This is a genomic window from Streptomyces pyxinae (assembly GCF_024756275.1).
Lineage (GTDB): Bacteria > Actinomycetota > Actinomycetes > Streptomycetales > Streptomycetaceae > Streptomyces > Streptomyces pyxinae.
In genome coordinates this window covers 246,017-262,828 of record NZ_JANUGQ010000002.1, presented here as the reverse complement: position 1 = coordinate 262,828, position 16,812 = coordinate 246,017, and the positions used below count along the sequence as shown (strand labels likewise).

General features: G+C 74.3%; 16 protein-coding genes. 7 read left to right on the top strand and 9 right to left on the bottom strand.

The features are described 5' to 3' along the window. Window positions 1–97 precede the first annotated feature (97 nt). The gene (locus tag NX801_RS04060; protein ID WP_258785479.1) at window positions 98–1,303 is read right to left on the bottom strand and encodes an ROK family transcriptional regulator; all 1,206 of its coding nucleotides are present in this window, start codon (window positions 1,301–1,303) and stop codon (window positions 98–100) included. Window positions 1,304–1,905: 602 nt separating this feature from the next. Between NX801_RS04060 and NX801_RS04055 the strand changes: the two genes are divergently transcribed. Next, the gene (locus tag NX801_RS04055; protein WP_258785478.1) at window positions 1,906–2,943 is read left to right on the top strand and encodes a TauD/TfdA dioxygenase family protein; all 1,038 of its coding nucleotides are present in this window, start codon (window positions 1,906–1,908) and stop codon (window positions 2,941–2,943) included. A gap of 16 nt (window positions 2,944–2,959) precedes the next feature. On the opposite strand, the gene NX801_RS04050 is transcribed toward NX801_RS04055, so the two are convergent. Together NX801_RS04050 and NX801_RS04045 are read right to left on the bottom strand one after the other, a co-directional pair. Next, window positions 2,960–3,874: an alpha/beta fold hydrolase gene (locus NX801_RS04050; RefSeq protein ID WP_258785477.1), complete on the bottom strand. Its 915-nt coding sequence runs from the start codon at window positions 3,872–3,874 to the stop codon at window positions 2,960–2,962. Between the two features lie 158 nt (window positions 3,875–4,032). Then, window positions 4,033–5,541 carry a cryptochrome/photolyase family protein gene (locus tag NX801_RS04045; RefSeq protein WP_258785476.1) on the bottom strand — a complete coding sequence of 503 codons (1,509 nt, stop codon included), beginning with the start codon at window positions 5,539–5,541 and terminating at the stop codon, window positions 4,033–4,035. A gap of 351 nt (window positions 5,542–5,892) precedes the next feature. Between NX801_RS04045 and NX801_RS04040 the strand changes: the two genes are divergently transcribed. The 5 genes from NX801_RS04040 (at window position 5,893) to NX801_RS04020 (ending at window position 10,371) form a co-directional block, all read left to right on the top strand. Next, entirely contained in the window at window positions 5,893–6,285 is a 393-nt protein-coding gene (locus NX801_RS04040) for a TOBE domain-containing protein (RefSeq protein WP_258785475.1), read from the top strand. 164 nt (window positions 6,286–6,449) lie between these two features. Beyond that, window positions 6,450–7,322 (top strand): molybdate ABC transporter substrate-binding protein, encoded by an 873-nt coding sequence (gene modA / locus NX801_RS04035; RefSeq protein WP_258785474.1) that lies wholly within the window; start codon window positions 6,450–6,452, stop codon window positions 7,320–7,322. 218 nt (window positions 7,323–7,540) lie between these two features. Beyond that, window positions 7,541–9,583 (top strand): ABC transporter permease, encoded by a 2,043-nt coding sequence (locus tag NX801_RS04030; protein ID WP_258785473.1) that lies wholly within the window; start codon window positions 7,541–7,543, stop codon window positions 9,581–9,583. A 233-nt stretch (window positions 9,584–9,816) separates the two neighbouring features. Next, window positions 9,817–9,972, top strand: a complete 156-nt coding sequence (locus NX801_RS04025; RefSeq protein WP_258785472.1) for a DUF6131 family protein — start codon at window positions 9,817–9,819, stop codon at window positions 9,970–9,972. Window positions 9,973–10,146: 174 nt separating this feature from the next. Further along, window positions 10,147–10,371 carry a hypothetical protein gene (locus NX801_RS04020; RefSeq protein ID WP_258785471.1) on the top strand — a complete coding sequence of 75 codons (225 nt, stop codon included), beginning with the start codon at window positions 10,147–10,149 and terminating at the stop codon, window positions 10,369–10,371. A 69-nt stretch (window positions 10,372–10,440) separates the two neighbouring features. Here the strand turns inward: NX801_RS04020 and NX801_RS04015 are convergent, their stop codons facing one another. The 3 genes from NX801_RS04015 to NX801_RS04005 all read right to left on the bottom strand — a co-directional run bounded on the left by NX801_RS04015 (window position 10,441) and on the right by NX801_RS04005 (window position 12,012). Next, window positions 10,441–10,932 carry a hypothetical protein gene (locus NX801_RS04015; protein ID WP_258785470.1) on the bottom strand — a complete coding sequence of 164 codons (492 nt, stop codon included), beginning with the start codon at window positions 10,930–10,932 and terminating at the stop codon, window positions 10,441–10,443. Between the two features lie 345 nt (window positions 10,933–11,277). Beyond that, the gene (locus NX801_RS04010; protein WP_258785469.1) at window positions 11,278–11,481 is read right to left on the bottom strand and encodes a cold-shock protein; all 204 of its coding nucleotides are present in this window, start codon (window positions 11,479–11,481) and stop codon (window positions 11,278–11,280) included. A gap of 159 nt (window positions 11,482–11,640) precedes the next feature. Further along, window positions 11,641–12,012, bottom strand: a complete 372-nt coding sequence (locus NX801_RS04005) for an STAS domain-containing protein (RefSeq protein ID WP_258785468.1) — start codon at window positions 12,010–12,012, stop codon at window positions 11,641–11,643. A gap of 412 nt (window positions 12,013–12,424) precedes the next feature. Between NX801_RS04005 and NX801_RS04000 the strand changes: the two genes are divergently transcribed. Further along, window positions 12,425–13,297 (top strand): SigB/SigF/SigG family RNA polymerase sigma factor, encoded by an 873-nt coding sequence (locus NX801_RS04000; protein ID WP_428986061.1) that lies wholly within the window; start codon window positions 12,425–12,427, stop codon window positions 13,295–13,297. A 197-nt stretch (window positions 13,298–13,494) separates the two neighbouring features. On the opposite strand, the gene NX801_RS03995 is transcribed toward NX801_RS04000, so the two are convergent. The 3 genes from NX801_RS03995 to NX801_RS03985 all read right to left on the bottom strand — a co-directional run bounded on the left by NX801_RS03995 (window position 13,495) and on the right by NX801_RS03985 (window position 16,743). Next, a complete protein-coding gene (locus tag NX801_RS03995; protein WP_258785467.1) occupies window positions 13,495–14,511 on the bottom strand; it encodes an isopenicillin N synthase family dioxygenase in 1,017 nt (338 codons plus the stop codon). A 424-nt stretch (window positions 14,512–14,935) separates the two neighbouring features. Next, complete coding sequence (locus NX801_RS03990; RefSeq protein WP_258785466.1) at window positions 14,936–15,922, bottom strand: sensor histidine kinase; 987 nt, start codon at window positions 15,920–15,922, stop codon at window positions 14,936–14,938. Further along, window positions 15,919–16,743 carry an MEDS domain-containing protein gene (locus NX801_RS03985; protein WP_258785465.1) on the bottom strand — a complete coding sequence of 275 codons (825 nt, stop codon included), beginning with the start codon at window positions 16,741–16,743 and terminating at the stop codon, window positions 15,919–15,921. The genes NX801_RS03990 and NX801_RS03985 overlap by 4 nt, the downstream gene beginning before the upstream one ends. Between the last annotated feature and the right edge of the window lie 69 nt (window positions 16,744–16,812).

The following is a 16,812-nucleotide window of genomic DNA, read 5'->3' as shown; positions in this document are numbered from 1 at the left end:
GTCCGGATTCACGCGAGCAGAATGACAGCGCGCGGCGCGGGAGGTCAACCGAGCCGTCTCAAAACTGACGCCACGTCAGATGCGGGTACAGAGCCGATCACCGGCCTTCACGTGTCCCCAAGGGGTCCTTGAACAGCGGATTCAGCAGCGCGGTGCCCGCCGCCACCGGCAGCACGGCCGGTCCGGCATGTGGACCGACGATCCGCTCCGGGTCGTCGCAGACATGCGAGAGATCCACCGCCGCGCCCCGGATCTCTTCCAGATAGTCGGCGTTGAGCACACTCGACTGCTCGGTGACCACCACCAGTTCAGGGTTGAGCACATCGAGCAGCAGGGCCGCCGCCCGGCCGACCGCGCGGGCCCGTTCCCGCAGCAGCCGGTCCGCCCGGCGATCGCCGGCCGCCGCCGCGTCCACCAGCAGTGCCGTGGAGGGTTCGGGCACGATGCCGCGCCGTACCGCCACCCGGCCGAGCGCCATGTCCGACGCGGTGGCCTCCAGACAGCCGGTCCGCCCGCACGGGCAGGGCGCGGTGGAGTCGGGTACCGGCAGATGCGCCACATCACCGGCGGCCGCGCCGGGCCCCTGGTGGATGACACCGGCGATGCCGACCGCCGCGTCCACCACATTGCCGACGAACAGATGGACCAGGCTGCGGCGGGCGGACGGCGCGCCGAACAGGATCTCCGACTGGGCCACCGTGCGGGCGTGGTTGTCGAGCCGTACCGCCACGCCCAGATGCCGCGAGAGTTCCGCGCCCAGCGGCCGGTTCCGCCAGCCGAGCGCGTCATGGCGCACCACCACCCCGTCCTCGGGCCGCACCCAGCCGCCGACCGCCGCGCCCACTCCCAGGAGCGGGCGCGTCCCGGTGGCGCCGGCGAGGAAGCGGGCGAGCGCCCGGCCCACCGCGCCGGGGAGTTCGCCGGGACCGATCCCGTCGTGCCGGAACAGCCGCCGGGCGAGCACCCGCCCGCGCAGATCGAGCAGGCCGAAGGTGGAGGCCGGAACGCCGATGTGCACTCCGCCGGCCACCGGGCCGCCGACCGCCCCGGTGTGCAGGTCCAGCGGGAAGCTGGGGCGGCCCACTCCCCCGGCCGCCATCGGCTCGGGCAGCTCGCGGACCAGGCCGGTGCCGATGAGGGCGGCGGACTGCCGGGAGACCGCCGCCGCGCTGAGGCCCGAATGGCGGACGACGCCGCCCCGGGTGACCGGTCCGTGGTCGAGCACCGTGCGCAGCACCAGCGCCGCGTTGGCGTCACGTCGTCCGTCTCCCGTCATCCGCGGGCCGGCCGGGGCGAGTGTCATGGTCCGGGCGTTTCCTTCCGTTCGCCGCGGGCCACGGGTTCCGGGAGCCGGGGCCGGTGCGGCAGGGCCGCCGTATCGACAGCAGTATTGCGGGGCGATGAATTGCCCGGCGCTCCGGCCACCGGACCGCACCGGGCTCCGTGTCGCCGCCCGGCCGCGTCACCGGACCGGAGCGCCGGGCGAAGTCCCAGCTCATCCCGGGTGCGAGGAACACCGAGCGGGACGGCGGAAGGCGGCGGACGACCGGATCCGCGCCCCAGGAGCCCGCCCGGCACGGCCCTTGACGTCCCGTCCGGGGCTCTGCCACGCTCCCGGTCATCCCCGGCCCCGCACCGATGCCGCCCGGCCGGGGTGACTCCCGACGACGACGCCCGTGCCCGTGTCACGGCTTCGCCCCCTCTCCCCTGTCGCGCCCTCCGGACGACGGCCATCCGCACCCTATTTCTTCCGCTGCGGAATGAACAGCGCCGAAGAAGGCGCCGAAGGCCACCGGCGGGACCCAAAGGGCCCGGACCGGGGAAGACCCGAGAGGAACCGGAGAAGCCGACCCGTTCAGCCCGGACAGCCCGGACAGCCCGGACAGCAGAGAAAGGTGTTCCCTCATGGCAACCGTCACTCCCCACCCGGCCACCACCACCGAGAACCCCACCACCGACGAGTCCGCCACCCCGGATCTCAGCACCGGCACCGCCGCCGCGAGCGCGGGCCGTGCCGCCCCGGCCGCGCCCCTCGCCGTGCGCAGGCTGGGCGGGCGCATCGGCGCCGTCATCTCGGGGGTCCGTCTCGGCGGCGAGCTGCCGCCCGCGACGGTCGCCGCCGTCCGCGCCGCGCTCCTCGCCCACAAGGTGGTGTTCTTCCGGGGCCAGGACCACCTGGACGAGGAGAGCCACGAGGAGTTCGGCCGGCTGCTCGGCGCTCCGGTCGCCCACCCCACCGTGCCCTCCGCCGACGGGCGTTACTCGCTCGGCATCGATTCGGACCACGGCGGCCGCGCCAACCAGTGGCACACCGATGTCACCTTCGTCCCGGCCTACCCGGCCTTCTCCATCCTCCGCGCGGTGGTCGTCCCGCCCTACGGCGGCAACACCCTCTGGGCCAACACCGCCACCGCCTACGAGCACCTGCCGGAACCGCTCCAGCGGCTCGCCGACGGGCTGCGCGCCGTGCACTCCAACGACTACGACTATGTCGCCCTGCGCCCGGACGTGCTGCCCGAACGGCTCGCCCAGTACCGGGAGGTGTTCACCTCCACCACCTTCCGGACCGAGCACCCGGTGGTGCGGGTGCATCCGGAGACCGGTGAACGGGCCCTGCTGCTCGGCAACTTCGTCCAGCGCATCGCCGGGCTCACCGGCCAGGACTCGCGCCGGCTGCTGGAGCTGTTCCAGGCCCACGTCGAGCGGCCGGAGAACACCGTGCGCTGGCAGTGGGAGGTGGGCGACGTCGCCATCTGGGACAACCGCGCCACTCAGCACTACGGTGTGGACGACTCCGGCGACCACGACCGCAGGCTCCGCCGGGTGACCGTCGACGGGGACGTGCCGGTCGGCACCGACGGCCGTTCCTCGGTGCTGCTCTCCCCCGGGTCGGTTCCCGAGCCGGCGTTCGGCCCCGCCTCGGGAGCGACGACCGCCGGCTGAGCCTCCGGCCGTCACCTCAGGAACGGCCGAAGCGCTCCACCGGGTTGAGGTAGGGCAGCCCGTCCAGCGGCCGGTCGGTGAAGAAGCGGGCCATCAGATCGGCGGTGTCGGTGTCCCGCTCGACCGGCACCAGGTGGTCCGACTCGCGGACGGTGGTGAAGCGGCCTCCCAGGCGCTCCGCCACCCGCCGGCCCTCGACGGGTGGTGTGAGTGTGTCGTACTCGCCCGTGAAGACCAGCAGCGGCACGTCCACCCCCGGCTCGGGAAGGCTCCACGGGTGGGAGAGCAGGCGCTCGTGGTGGGCGATGTCCATGGCGAGCTGCCGCTCCGTCAGCGCGGCGAAACGCTGCCGCATCAGCCGCGCCACGGCGGTCCGGCGCCGCACGGTGCCGTGCTCCGCCGGGGCCATGAACTCCCCCACCATGTCCCGGGCCAGCTCCTCCAGCGCCCGCTCGTCCACCAGCCGGCGCCACCGGGTGGCGGCGACGACGTACTCCGGGGAGATGCCGGTGGCGGTCGCGCCCAGCAGCAGCCGGGCCACCAGTTCCGGACGGCGCTGGGTGAGGCGGAGCGCCACGGCGGCGCCGAAGCAGGTGCCGAAGAGATTGACCCGCCCCAGTTCCAGGGTGTCCACGGCGTGGGCGACGGCGTCGCTGAGGAAGTCCATCCCGTACTCCACCGGAAGGGGGTCGGCGTCGCCGTACCCGGGGAGTTCGACGGTGAGTACGTCGGCGTACGGCAGGAGCGGGCGCTCGTAGCGCAGCCAGGAGAACCGGTCCTGCGAGGAGCCGCCCAGGATGACGACGGTTTCGGTGGCGGAGGCGTCCGCGCTCGCCGTGCGGACGACGAACCGGTACCCCCGGAAGATCAGCTGTTCTTCGAGCGTCAGCGTGGGCCGTCCGGGCGCCCGGGTTTCACTACGAGGAGTCACCCCGCATGTATACAGGCGTGTTCGGCGGGCTCCCTGCGGATTCCCGGTCGTTTCATCATTCTGAGTGTCAAGCGTGACGTGTGCGCCGCTCGTGTGGGTGACCTGGTACGGCCCCGCCGCCCGCCCCCGGCCCGGCTCCGGCTCGCCCCGGGAGGGGCTCAGGGCGGGCCGTCGCCCCGGGCGCGCTCCTGGCGCCGCAGTTCCTCCAGGTCGGTGAGCCGGTCGAGCCCGCGCACCGCCCTGCCTGTCCGGGGGTTGTGCTCCAGCCGCCTCCGGTGGCGGTCCATGAAGGCCCAGTAGCCCGCGGTGTAGGGGCAGGCGCCCTCCCCCACCCGCCGGCCGGGGTCGTAGGCACAGGCCCCGCAGAGATCGCTCATCCGGTTCACATACGCCCCGCCGGAGGTGTACGGCTTGGTGGTCATCCGGCCGCCGTCCGCGTACTGGGACATGCCGACGACGTTCGGCAGCATCACCCAGTCGTAGCCGTCCACGAAGCAGCGGTGGAACCAGTCCGTGACGGCACGCGGGTCCCAGCCGCGCTGGAGGGCGTGACTGCCCAGGATCATGAGCCGGGGGATGTGGTGCGTCCAGCCGGTGTCCCGGACCTGGGCGAGCACGGTGGCCAGGCAGCGGGCCCGTACGCCCTCCGGGTCCAGTTCGTTCCACCACTCCGGCAGCGGCGCGGTGTGACGCAGGGCGTTGGAGCCGCGGTACTCCTCCCCGAAGTACCAGTAGAGCTGCCAGACGTACTCCCGCCAGCCCGCGATCTGCCGGACGAAGCCCTCCACGCTGTTCAGCGGCGCCTCACCGGCCCGCCAGGCGGCCTCGGCCCGTTCGACGCACTCGGCGGGGTCGAGCAGACCCAGGTTGAGCGAGGAGGAGAGCAGACTGTGGCTCATCACCGGGTCGGCGGCGAGCATGGCGTCCTCGTACGGCCCGAAGCCGGCCAGCCGGTGGGTGACGAACCGCTTGAGGGCGCGCAGCGCCTCGGCGCGGGTGGCCGGGAACCGGCGCGGTCCGTCCCGGCCGACGAAGGAGACCTCGCCGTCCCGTTCCCACCGGTCCAGGTCGTGGCGGACCTGTTCGTCGATCTCGTCCTCGCGGGGGCGGTACGGCTCCGGCACGCCCAGCGTGGCGGCCCCGCGCGGCGGCGGCCGGCGGTTGTCGTGGTCGAGGTTCCACTGCCCGCCGGCCGGCCGGTCGCCGTCCATCAGCAGGTCGTGGCCGCGCCGGGTCCAGTGGTAGAAGTCCTCCTGGCGCAGCCGCTCGCCGCCGTGGCCGTCCGCCCAGGCGGCGAAGTCGGCCGGCGGGACGAGGAAGCCGCGGGGCGGGCCGACGGTCACCTGCGGCAGGGTGCGCAGCAGGGCCAGCGCGGCCCGGGAGGTGGGGTGGTGGACGGTGACCGGCGCGTCCCCGACCGCTCGGGCCAGTCCCTCACGGTAGGTGCCGGCCCGGACGTAGGTGACCCGGTCGCCGAGTTCGGCGGCGCGGTGGCGCATGGCGGACAGGACGAGATGTGCCTTGGCGCGGTGGAAGCGGCGGCGCCGGAGGACCGACCGTGCCTCGATCATCAGCACCGGCGCCTCGGGGCCGGGCCCGGGGTCACCCGGGGTGAGGAAGTGCGGGCCGAGCTGATCACCGAAGAGCCAGTGCGTGGCAGTGGACATCCCGCTCCCGTCTTCCGCGCCGTCCGTCCCGGGGCCCCGGTCGCGGTGGCGTACCGCCCTCCGATCGTGGCGGCGGTCCCCGGCGGCCGCCCTCCGGGGACGGGCGAACGGGTGGCGCCCGGGGAGGCGGGACGCACCGCGGGCCCGAAGGCGCGGCCGACCGCGGGGCCCGGAGGGACGCACCGGGACCGGGCAGGAGAGGCGGCGAGACCGGACGCTCCACCGGTACGACGATCTGCCGGCCTCCGGGAGCGAGCCGCCCTGGAGGTTCCTCCAAGCGGTTCGCATCTGCGGCGCGTGAAGCACCAAAGCGGCTGTACATGCCAGGTTCCGGCGCCTACCGTGACGCACATGCAGTCCTACACCATCGGGCAGGCGGCCCGGTTGCTCGGCGTCAGCCCGGACACCGCGCGCCGCTGGGCGGACGCCGGCCGGGTCGCGACCCATCGCGACGAGAGCGGGCGCCGCCTCATCGACGGCCGCGACCTGGCGGCCTTCTCGGTCGAGGTCGCCCAGGGCAGCGGCGCCGAGGAGGAGCCGTACACCTCCGCGCGCAACGCCTTCCCGGGCATCGTCACCGCCGTCAAGCTGGGCGATGTGGCGGCGCAGGTGGAGATCCAGGCCGGCCCGCACCGCCTGGTCTCCCTGCTGACCCGGGAGGCCGTCGAGGAGCTGGGTCTTGAGGTCGGCATGCGGGCCACCGCCCGGGTGAAGTCCACCAGCGTGCACATCGACCGGGTCTGAGCCACCCGCGGCCCGCCCGGCACGTACGCCGGGCGTCCGCGTTCGTACCGCACCCGGCCGCTCCCGGTCCGGGTCTCTTCGTCCCGCCACCCGTGCCGGCGCGGCCGGTCACCATCCGCGCGGACGGCTCCGGCCGGCCGCGGCTTCCCAAGGAGTGCTCCCTGATGTCCCTCGTGCCGTTCGCACCGCTGTCGCCGGCGAACCCGATCCGCCCGCGCCGTCCCGCCGGGCCGGGCCGGCGCCGTACCGCCTCCGCCGTGCTCACCGCCGCGCTGCTCGTTCCGCTCGCCGCCTGCGGGGGCGGCGACGGAGACGGCGGGAAGCAGGACGCGGGTGCCTCCCCCGCCGGTTCGGCGGGCTCGGGTGTTCCCGCCGCCCCGCTGACCGTGCTCGCCGCCGCCTCGCTGACCGATGTCTTCAAGACGGCGGGGGCCGCCTACGAGAAGGCCCATCCGGGCACCCGGGTGACGTTCTCGTTCGCCGGCTCCCAGGAGCTGGCCGCGCAGGTGAAGCAGGGGGCGCCCGCCGACGCCCTGGTCACCGCCGACACCAAGACCATGGACGGGCTGAAGTCCGACACCGGAAAGCCCACCGTGATCGCGCGCAACCGGCTGGTCATCGCCACCGCCGAGGGCAACCCGAAGAAGATCGACGAGCTGAAGGACCTGGCGGACAGCAAGCTCAAGGTGGTGCTCGCCGCCCCGGAGGTGCCGGTCGGCCGGTACGGCAAGAAGATCCTCGACGCCCAGAAGATCGAGGTGAAGCCGGTCTCCCAGGAGCCGAATGTGCGGGCCGTGCTGAGCAAGGTGCAGCTCGGCGAGGCGGACGCGGGGCTGGTCTACAAGACCGACGCGGCCACCGCTCCGGACAAGGTGGACGCGGTGGACATCCCCGACGCCCAGAACGCCGTCGCCCAGTACCCGGCCGCCACCCTGAAGACCTCGAAGCACACCGAGGCCGCGCAGGCGTTCGTCAACTGGCTGAGCTCGCCGGAGGCGCAGAAGATCCTCCGAGAGGCGGGCTTCCAGCAGCCGTAGACCGCCCGCGCCCGAATCCGCTTCGATTCGGTCGGCTTCGATCGGATCCGTTCCCTCCGATCCGCTCCGATCCGCTCCGAATGCGATCCGTTCCGCCGTTCCGCCGTTCTGCCGTTCCGCCGTTGCGCCGCTCTACCGTTCCGCTTGTTCTGCCGCTCTACCGTTCCGCCGCTCTACCGTTCCGCCGTTTCTCTGTTCCGTACAGGAGCGCTGTGCCGATGCCCCGTCTCCGCCGAGGCCGCACCGCCGGGCCCCGTACCCCGGTGACGCTGGCGGTGCCCGCCCTGCTGGCCGTCGCCTTTCTGCTGCTGCCGCTGATCGGGGTGCTGGCCCGCACCGAGTGGGGCGAACTCCTCGGGCACCTGGGCAGCGGGGCCACCACGGAGGCGCTCCGGCTCTCCCTGGTGGTCTCCTGCTGGGCGCTGGGGCTCTCGCTGCTGCTGGGGGTGCCGCTGGCCTGGCTGCTGGCCCGGGTGCCGTTCCCCGGCAAGGCGCTGGTCCGCTCGCTGGTGCTGCTGCCGATGGTGCTGCCACCGACGGTGGGCGGGGTGGCGCTGCTGCTCGCCTTCGGGCGGCGCGGGCTGCTGGGGCCCTGGCTGGAGGACACCTTCGGCGTCACCCTGCCGTTCCACACGGCCGGAGCGGTGGTGGCGGCCACCTTCGTCGCCATGCCGTTCCTGGTGATCAGCCTGGAGGGGGCGCTCGGCGGGCTGCGCCCCCGCTACGAGGAGACGGCCGCCTCGCTGGGCGCCTCGCCGGTACGGGTCTTCCTGACCGTGACGCTGCCGATGGTGGCGCCCGGGCTGGCCGCCGGAGCCGCGCTGACCTGGGCGCGGGCGCTGGGCGAGTTCGGCGCCACGATCACCTTCGCCGGGAATCTGCCGGGCACCACCCAGACCCTGCCGCTCCAGGTGTATCTGCTGCTCCAGGAGCGGCCGGAGGCGGCGACCTCGGTCTCCCTGCTGCTGCTCGCCATCGCGATGGCGGTACTGGTCGCGCTGCGCGGGCGCTGGACCGGGGCTCCGGCGCCGCGCCCGTACATCCCCGTGGACGGAAGTGGCGACGGCGACGACGACGACGGCAGTGACGCGGCCGGGGACGGTGACGGCGAGGGCGGTCACGGCGGAATCCGGAAGGAACGGCCGGGGGCGCCGGCCCGCGGACCGGCGCCGGTCCCGGAGAGTGCGGCGGAGCCCGGACCGGAGCCGGAGCCGGCGGGCGAGCGGTGGGCGCTGGACGCCGAGGTCACCGGATTCACCCGGCTGGCGCTGGCGGCCGGGCCGGGCACCACCATCGCGGTGGTCGGCCCCAACGGCGCCGGGAAGACGACGCTGCTGCGGGCCCTGCTGGGGCTCACCCCGCGTGCCCACGCCGAACTGCGGCTGGGCGGAACGGACGTCACCCGGCTTCCCCCGCACCGGCGCGGGGTGGCCTGGGTGCCGCAGGACGGCGCGCTCTTCCCGCATCTCAGCGCCCTCGCCAACACCGCGTACGGCCTGCGGGCGCGGGGCGCCGGGCGGGGCGAGGCCCGCCGGGAGGCCCAGCGCTGGCTGGACCGGCTGGGCGTCGGGCACCTCGCCCACCGCAGGCCGGCCCAGCTCTCCGGCGGGCAGGCGCAGCGGGTGGCACTGGCCCGGGCCCTGGCCGCGCGGCCCCGGCTGCTGTTGCTGGACGAGCCGCTGGCCGCGCTGGACCAGACGACCCGCGCCCGGGTGCGCCAGGCGCTGCGCACCCATCTGGCGGGGTTCGGCGGCGTGTGCCTGATCGTCACCCATGACCCGGTGGAGGCGGTGTCGCTGGCCGGCCGGGTGCTGGTGCTGGACCGGGGCCGGGCCCTCCAGGACGCCCCGCCCGCCGAGGTCGCCCGGCATCCGCGCTCGCCCTGGGTCGCCCGGATGCTGGGCCGCAACGCCTGGCCGGGCACCACGACGGCGGAGGGGCTCCGGCCCGACGGGGGCGGCCGGCTGGTGGCGGCCGAGCCGCTCCCCGGGGCGGGCGCCGGGGCACTGGCGGTGATCGCCCCGGAGGCGGTGGCGCTGCACCGGGAGCGGCCCGCCGGGAGCCCGCGCAATGTGTGGCCGGGGACGGTCCGGGAGGTGATCGCCTCGGGCAGCCGGCTGCGGGTGCTGGTCGCGCCGGACGGGGCGCCGCCGCTCGTCGCGGAGGTCACCCCCCGGGCGGCCGCCGAACTGGGGCTGGCCGAAGGGGTGCCCGTCTGGGCCAGCGTCAAGGCCACCGAGGTGAGCCTCGTTCCGCTGTGAGCCCCGCCCGGCCCGGGGGTGCCGGCTCCCGCCCCGGGCGCCGGGCCCGCCCGGCCCGCTGAGCCCCGTCGTCAGGGACCTCGCTCAGGGACCTCGCGCGGCCACCGGCCCCGGCGAATCACCCCCTCCCCGGAAGCTCCTCCGACAAGCAATAGCCATCTGTTCATATCAGCGGTTTGCTGGGGTACCAGGAGGGGGATCATCCCAACGGGTACTCCGCGATCGGAGGCGTCATGATCATTCTCGGAGTGATTCTGCTCATCATCGGTCTGGTCACGGGCATCAGTGTTCTGTGGACCATCGGCGTGATTCTCGCCGTGATCGGTGTGGTGCTCTGGGTCGCGGGTGCCGTCGGGCACGCCGTCGGCGGGCGCCGCCATTACTGGTAAGCCGCTCGTGGGCAGCGGGCGGCGGCCGAGGCCGACCGTCCGCGCCCCCACCACCCCTTCCTGAACCGGTCCCCGGTGACCGGGACGTCCGCCCCCGGCGGTGCGACGTACCCGGCCTCCGGGGACCGGCCGCTTTCCAGGTGTGGGGGCGCCGCACGCGGCAATCCGCCGGTCATGACTCACCGGAGAAGACGCGCCCCCGGCGACCGGGCCAGCTCGGCGGGGCTGTTCGCGCTGGCGGCACTCGCCCTGGTCGTCGCCGCGCTGTTTCTGCTGCTCCCCCGCTCACCGGGCTTCTGGACGTATCTGGCCGCCGTGACGGCGGTGGGGGTCGCGGTCGCGGGCCTCGTCAACGGGGTGCGCTCGAAGCGCTGGTCACGGGGGACCCGGCACCCCTGACGGTCCTGTGCGTACGCCGGGGCCCCGTCGGCGCACCGGCCGGACGGGGCCTCGGAAGCTGTCGGGGCGTCAGCCGTCGAGGTCCGCGCGGACGGTCAGCCGCTCCCCGTCGATCGTCAGCCGCGCCTCGCCGCTCGCGTGCCGGTAGGCGCCGGTGCCGCCGGCCACGGCGGCCACCCCCGTGTAGGGCCCGGGGCCGAAGCGGTCCAGCATGGCGGTGGTCACCAGATTGCCCTGGCGGGTACGGAAGACCCGCTGGCACTGGGTGATGGCACCCTCCCGGGTGATCTCGACCGCGGAGCAGCGGGTGCTGGCGTCGCCGATGCGCCGCCCCGGCTTGCCGTTCTCGCTCTCGTGCAGGGTCATGTAGACGGTCCAGCTGTTCCCGGCGCGGAGCGTACGGGGCTGGGTGTCGGTCTTCTTCACCGCGATCCAGTCGTGGCCGACGCGGGCCGGGTCGGAGCCGGTGGCGCCAGTGGTGGTGAGGGCGAGGGCGGCCACCACGGCGCCGGCCGTGGTGAGGACGGCGGCGGTGAGCCGGCGCACGCGGGCAGCGGGCACGGGAGCCTCCTGAGAGTGGGAAGTGCTCGCACCGACCGGGCGAGCGGCTCAACTTCACCGGCTCGCCGGGGCCCTGGGCAAACCGGCGCGAAGAGGTTCATCCGGACGGCTTACTTCCTTCACGCACACGCACCGGCGCGCGCGGGGGCGCGGCCCGGAGACCGGAGCGGCACACCGCGTGAGAGGCGTACGGGGGCGCCGCCCGCGAGAAACGGGCCCGGAACAGGGAAGGCCCGGAACGGGGAGGGCCGCCCCCGGTCTCCCGGGGGCGGCCCTGGCGCCATGGGCTCCGTGCGGCTCGCGGCGGCTCGGGGCCGGCGGTCGGACGGCTCTGTCACGGCATGATCAGCTGCGTACGATGTTCTCGGCCTGGAGCCCCTTGGCCCCCTGGCTGACGTCGAAGGTGACGACTTCCCCTTCGATCAGTTCGCGATAGCCGGATCCGCTGATGCTGGAGTAGTGCGCGAAGACATCGGGGCCTCCGCCGTCCTGGGCGATGAATCCGAAGCCCTTCTCCGAGTTGAACCACTTCACTGTGCCGCTGGGCATACCGCGTCCTTCGATCTTCCGGGAAAGCATGGTCGGTCGTGCAGGCGTCCCGCTGGGGGCGCCAGAGCAACATTTACCCCATATGTCCTCAAGGCGCCCGCCATCCAGGGCTGCGCGTCTCGGCCGGACGGGCGGGAGCGGTCGCGGTGAGGGCGGCGGTCAGAGACCCAGGGCGTCGAGCGCCTCGCCCAGCGAGGCCGTGGTGCGCAGCACGGCGGAGGCACCGGTGATGTCGAGCAGCCGTCGCACCGGCTCGGACGGGGCCGCCAGGCAGAGATGAGTCTCGCCGTTCAGCTGGAGCAGCAGATTGAGCGAACTGGAGTCGGCGAAGGTCACCGAGCGGGTGTCGAGAACGATCCGCCGCCCACCGGCCGCGATGACCCGGTCGGCAGCCGCACGCACCTGGGGGACGGCGTCCAGGTCCAGTTCGCCCGTGAGCTCGACCACCCAGGCGCCGCCGCGCCGGTGACAGCCCAGCACGACGGGAGCGCCGGCGCCGGGCTCGTACGCCACCTTCTCGGAAATTGCCATGGGCCCACACCTAGCAGACCGGACCGGCCCTCACCAGGGGGCTCAGGTGGTACGGACGGGGCATCACCGGTCCGCGCGCTCCGCCCGGATGCGAACGCGTGCCCGGTCTGCTTCGCTGGGCACGGCCGGGCCTGCGCCGGAGCCGGGTCCGGCGGACCGGCGGGCGATGTCCCGGCGGACGGCGTACCCCCGTGGAGGTGGCGCCTCGAACCTGTCAACGGCGGCCCGACGGCGCCGGGATCGTCGCCCTTGTGCGGCATTGCTCCATCCGGTGCATAGCCGGGGAGCTCGCGGGAAGGCGAGCCGCAGTCGTCCGACAGCCCCCACCGGAGGTGATGACGTGTCACTGTCCACGCACTCCCCCGCGCAGCGGCCGGAGCGTGCCGCCGCGCCCGAGTCGGCGAGCGCGCCGCTGCCCCTGATCCCCGGAACCACCGAGATCCCTGAGAGTCCCGAGTTCCGCGCGATCCCGGAGATCGACGACGCGCGTGACATCGCCCCCCGGGACGCGCGCGAGCTGTCGAAGCTCTTCTTCGACCGGCTGCGGAGTCTGGAGGAGGGCACCCGGGAGCACCAGTACGCCCGCAACACCCTCATCGAGATGAACCTCTCGCTGGTACGGGTGGTGGCCAACCGGTTCCGCAACCGCGGCGACGGGGCGATGGAGGACATCGTCCAGGTGGGCACCATCGGCCTGATCAAGGCGATCGACCGGTTCGACCTCTCCCGCGAGGTCGAGTTCACCTCCTTCGCCATCCCCTACATCTCCGGGGAGATCAAACGCTACTTCCGCGACACCAGCTGGGCCGTCCACGTCCCCCGGCGACTCCAGGAACTCCGCGGCGAACTGACCCGCGCCAGGGAGGAGCTGGCCCTGAGCCTCGGGCGCGCCGCCACCCCCCGGGAGCTGGCGGACCACCTCGGGATGACCGAGGAGGAGATCACCGAGGGGATCATCGCCGCCAACGGCTACATGGCCGGCTCCCTGGACACCCCCACCACCGAGGAGGACGCGCCCTCTCCCGGGGCCGCCTCCGGGCACCGGTCGCACGCCGAGACCGTCGGGGACCGCGACCCCGCGATGGACCTCTTCGAGGACCTGCACACCCTCGCCCCGCTGCTGGCGCGGCTGGACGAGCGCGAACGGCACATCCTGCGGCTGCGGTTCGGGCAGGACATGACCCAGGCCCGGATCGGGGCGGAGCTGGGCTACTCCCAGATGCACATCTCCCGGCTGCTCACCCGCGCGCTGGAGAAGCTGCGGGCGGGAATGCGCGCGGACTGACCCGGCCCCGGCCGGGCCTCACCGATCCCGGCCGTCCGGGCCGATCGCGGCCGGACCTCGCCGGACCCGGCCCGGACGGCCGGCGCCCGCGGAGCCGGGGTGTCGGGGGCCGCCTTTCTCGCGCCCCGACACCGCCGGCTCCGGCTCGGCATCCCCGGCCACGGCCCGGCGCCGTCGCTCCGGCTCCGGTGCGGAGGTCAGCCGGCGACCAGCTCCGGGTGGTGGGTCCTGGCGACCCCCGGGTGGGCACGGACCCAGCCCTTCAGCTCATTGCGGCCGTACTCGGCGTGCAGCGGATTGCCGGCGTCGTGGACGACACCGGGCGCCCGGTCCAGATAGGTGCCGGGCACGGTCTCCACGACCGCGTCCAGCCGGGGGTTGTAGAAGAACGGCACCGAGAAGCGCTCCACCGCTCCGGGCGGGCTGACCACCCGGTGGTCGGTGGCCGAGAGATAGCCCTCGGTGGCTATCTCCAGCAGCTCGCCCAGGTTCACCACGAAGGCGCCGGGCACCGGCGGCACGTCCAGATAGCCGTCTCCGGAGCGCACCTGGAGTCCGCCCACGGAGTCCTGGAGCAGCAGGGTCAGGAAGCCGTAGTCCTTGTGGGCGCCCACGCCCTGGTCGGCGCCGGAGGGGGCGGATCCGGGGTAGCGGATGAGCTTGGTGTGCAGATGCGGCCGGTCCGCGAAGGCCGCGTCGAAGAAGCCGGCGGGCGCGCCGATGGCGGTGAGCAGTTCGCGCAGCAGCCGGTGGGCGACGGCCGCCAGCCGCTCCTGCCAGGCCAGCACACCGGTACGGAGTTCGGGGAGGGCGTCGGGCCACTGGTTGGGGCCCTCCAGCCAGAGGTAGGCGGGGTCGTCGGGGCCCACCCCGGCCGCGGCGCGCTCGGCGCCGACGTCCAGCTGGTCGCGCCAGTCGGAGCGGCCGCCGGTGAGTTCGTGGCCGACGCGGGTGTAGCCGCGGAAGTGCGGCGAGCGGAGGTTGGAGACGGCCAGCCGGTCGGCCTCGGGGAGGGCGAAGAACGCCCTGGTCAGCTCCAGGATGCGGGCGAATTCGGCGTCCGTGACCCCGTGTCCGGTGAGATGGAAGAACCCGACGTCCCGGGCGGCGGTGTGCAGCTCCTCCAGGAACGCGGCCCGGCTCGCGGGGTCGTCCGCGCGGGAGAGGTCGATGACGGGCAGCGAGTCCACGGCGATGGTGTGCGGGGACGGCATGTGGTTTTCCGTTTCTGGTGCGGCTCGGCCCTGTGCCCGGGGTTGGCGGGAGAGCGGCTACGGAAAACCCCCGGCGGAAGAGTGGCCGGGTACCGATGTCCGCGACAGGACCGATGGAACGGCTGGAACAGAGGAAACGCGTTCTCGGGTTCAGTCCTGGGGCGAACAGCTCATGGTCGTGACGCGCACGTAGTCCACGTGGCGGCGCATCACGAGAAGAGTCACAGGAGGAGCCTATCCCGCCTCCGGGGGGTGTGGCCGGAGATCTTCGCCACACTCCCGGTTTCCTTCGCCGCACCTGCGGCCGAACCGCCCCCGGACCGTACGGGCCGTGCGCACCGTACTGGCCGTACTGGCGGTGCGCACCGCACCGGCCGTATTCGGCCGTGCTGAGCGGGGGCGGGGCCCCGGAGCCGGGCGCGGTTCAGGCCGGGGGGCCGTCCAGGCTCATCGCCATCCGCAGCTGGAGGCCGTCCGGGGTGTTGCGGAGCTCCACGAAGTCGCAGAGCTCATGGATCATCCAGAGGCCCCGGCCCCCCGAGGGCGAGAGCGGGTCGGGGCGCTTGCGGCCCGCGAGCGGGTCGCCGAGCAGGCCCCCGTCGCGCACCTCGGCCCGGACGGCACCGTCCCCGGCCCAGAGCCGCAGGGTGCCGGCGCCACCGCCGTGCCGGACGGAGTTGGTGGTCGCCTCGCAGACGGCCAGCACGAAGTCGGTACGGCGCCGGGGACCGAGCCCGGACTCCTCCGCCCACCGGTCGGCCCGGGCCCGTACGGCGCTGAGGTCGCCGGAGGTGTACGGGAGCAGCTCCGCCGTACCGGGCGGGGGCGGCAGCTCGGTGTCGCAGTCGGCGCAGATCCGGAGCGGGTCGGTGTAGTGCGGGCTCCGGTCCTGAGCGCCCGGCCGGCCGTCCCCGGCGGCCAGCAGCGGATGGGTGCGGCGCACCCGGTCGAGGACGCGGGACGGCAGGGCGGAGGCGTCGTACGCGCACAGCAGGGAGGCCGTACGTCCCTCGAAGGCGAGGTTGAGCAGCGCCTCGTGCCGGATGGCCTCCCGCACCCGGGCGCTGTCGTGCCCCGGCCGGACGGCCTCCTCCACGATGTGCGGGGCCCGGCCCGGGTGGCGCTCGGCGAAGCCGTGCAGGGCGGACAGGATCCGGCCCGGGTTCCGGCCGAGGACGGTCATGTCCACCCAGCCGGCCCGGTCGGCGGCCGGCCCCAGCCGGTCGCGCAGCGGCTCGGCGGCCGGGGCCGGGAGGGCGACCAGCACCGGCTGGCCGGCGTCCAGCGCCTCCGTGACGAACGCGGCGGCGCGCTCGGTCAGCTGCTCCGGCGCACGGTAGAGCAGGGCCCGGTGGTCGAAGGACTGGGCCGGTGCCCGGTCGGCGGCGGTGGCGAGACTGGTGGTGGTCATCGGGACGGAACCTCCAGCGCCGCGCCCAGCTCGGGGAACAGATCGATGGTGCGGAGCAGGGACGGAGGGGCACCGCGCACGGTGAGTCTGCGGGCCGGGGTGCGCAGCGCCACGGCGGCGAGGCCCGCCGTGGCGGCGGCGTCGATGTGCACGAGGGAGGTGAGGTCCACCTCGTCACCGTCGGAGCCGTGCCGCAGCGTGGCGAGGGCACCCGCCAGGGCGGCCCTGCTGTCGGCGTTCAGCTCACCGGTGAGACCCAGGCCGGGGCGGTCGGCGAGCGGGGTGACGGCCAGTACCGGGGGGTGGAGGCGCTCGCCCGGTTCGCGGATCCGGCTGAGGTGGGCCGCCTCCAGCAACGCCACGTCCCGGTCGGGCAGCAGCCGGCGGTCGTAGAGACACATCGCGGCCAGCGGCAGTAGGTCGAACGCCTCGCGGTGCATGCGGAGTTCGTACTCCAGGAGCCGCTCGGCCCCCGGCACCCCGGCGCCGTACCAGTCCATCTCCCCCATCGCCCGCAGCCCGGTGAACCCCGCCTCCAGCGCCTCCCGGGTGGCGGTGTGCCACTGCCGGATCACCGTGTCGGGGTCGAAGGGCAGCTCAGCGAGGTAGCTCTCCTGCGCGGTGCGGACCGAGAGCTGGCCCCGGCGCCGCGCGGCGGCCACGTCGATGCCCCGGTCGGCCAGCGTGGCGAACACGGTCTCCGGCGGGGTGCGGTGCGCGAAGTAGAGCAGCCGCTCGTCGCGTTCGATGCCCCGGCGCACACAGGCGCTGACGCGGGTGGCCCAGGCGTCGTCGGTGGCATAGACCACACTGGTGTGCATACCGGAACAGGGGTACGCACCGGGGGCAGCCGAGCAGGTCCCCTCGGACACACCGCCCATCCGTTCCCG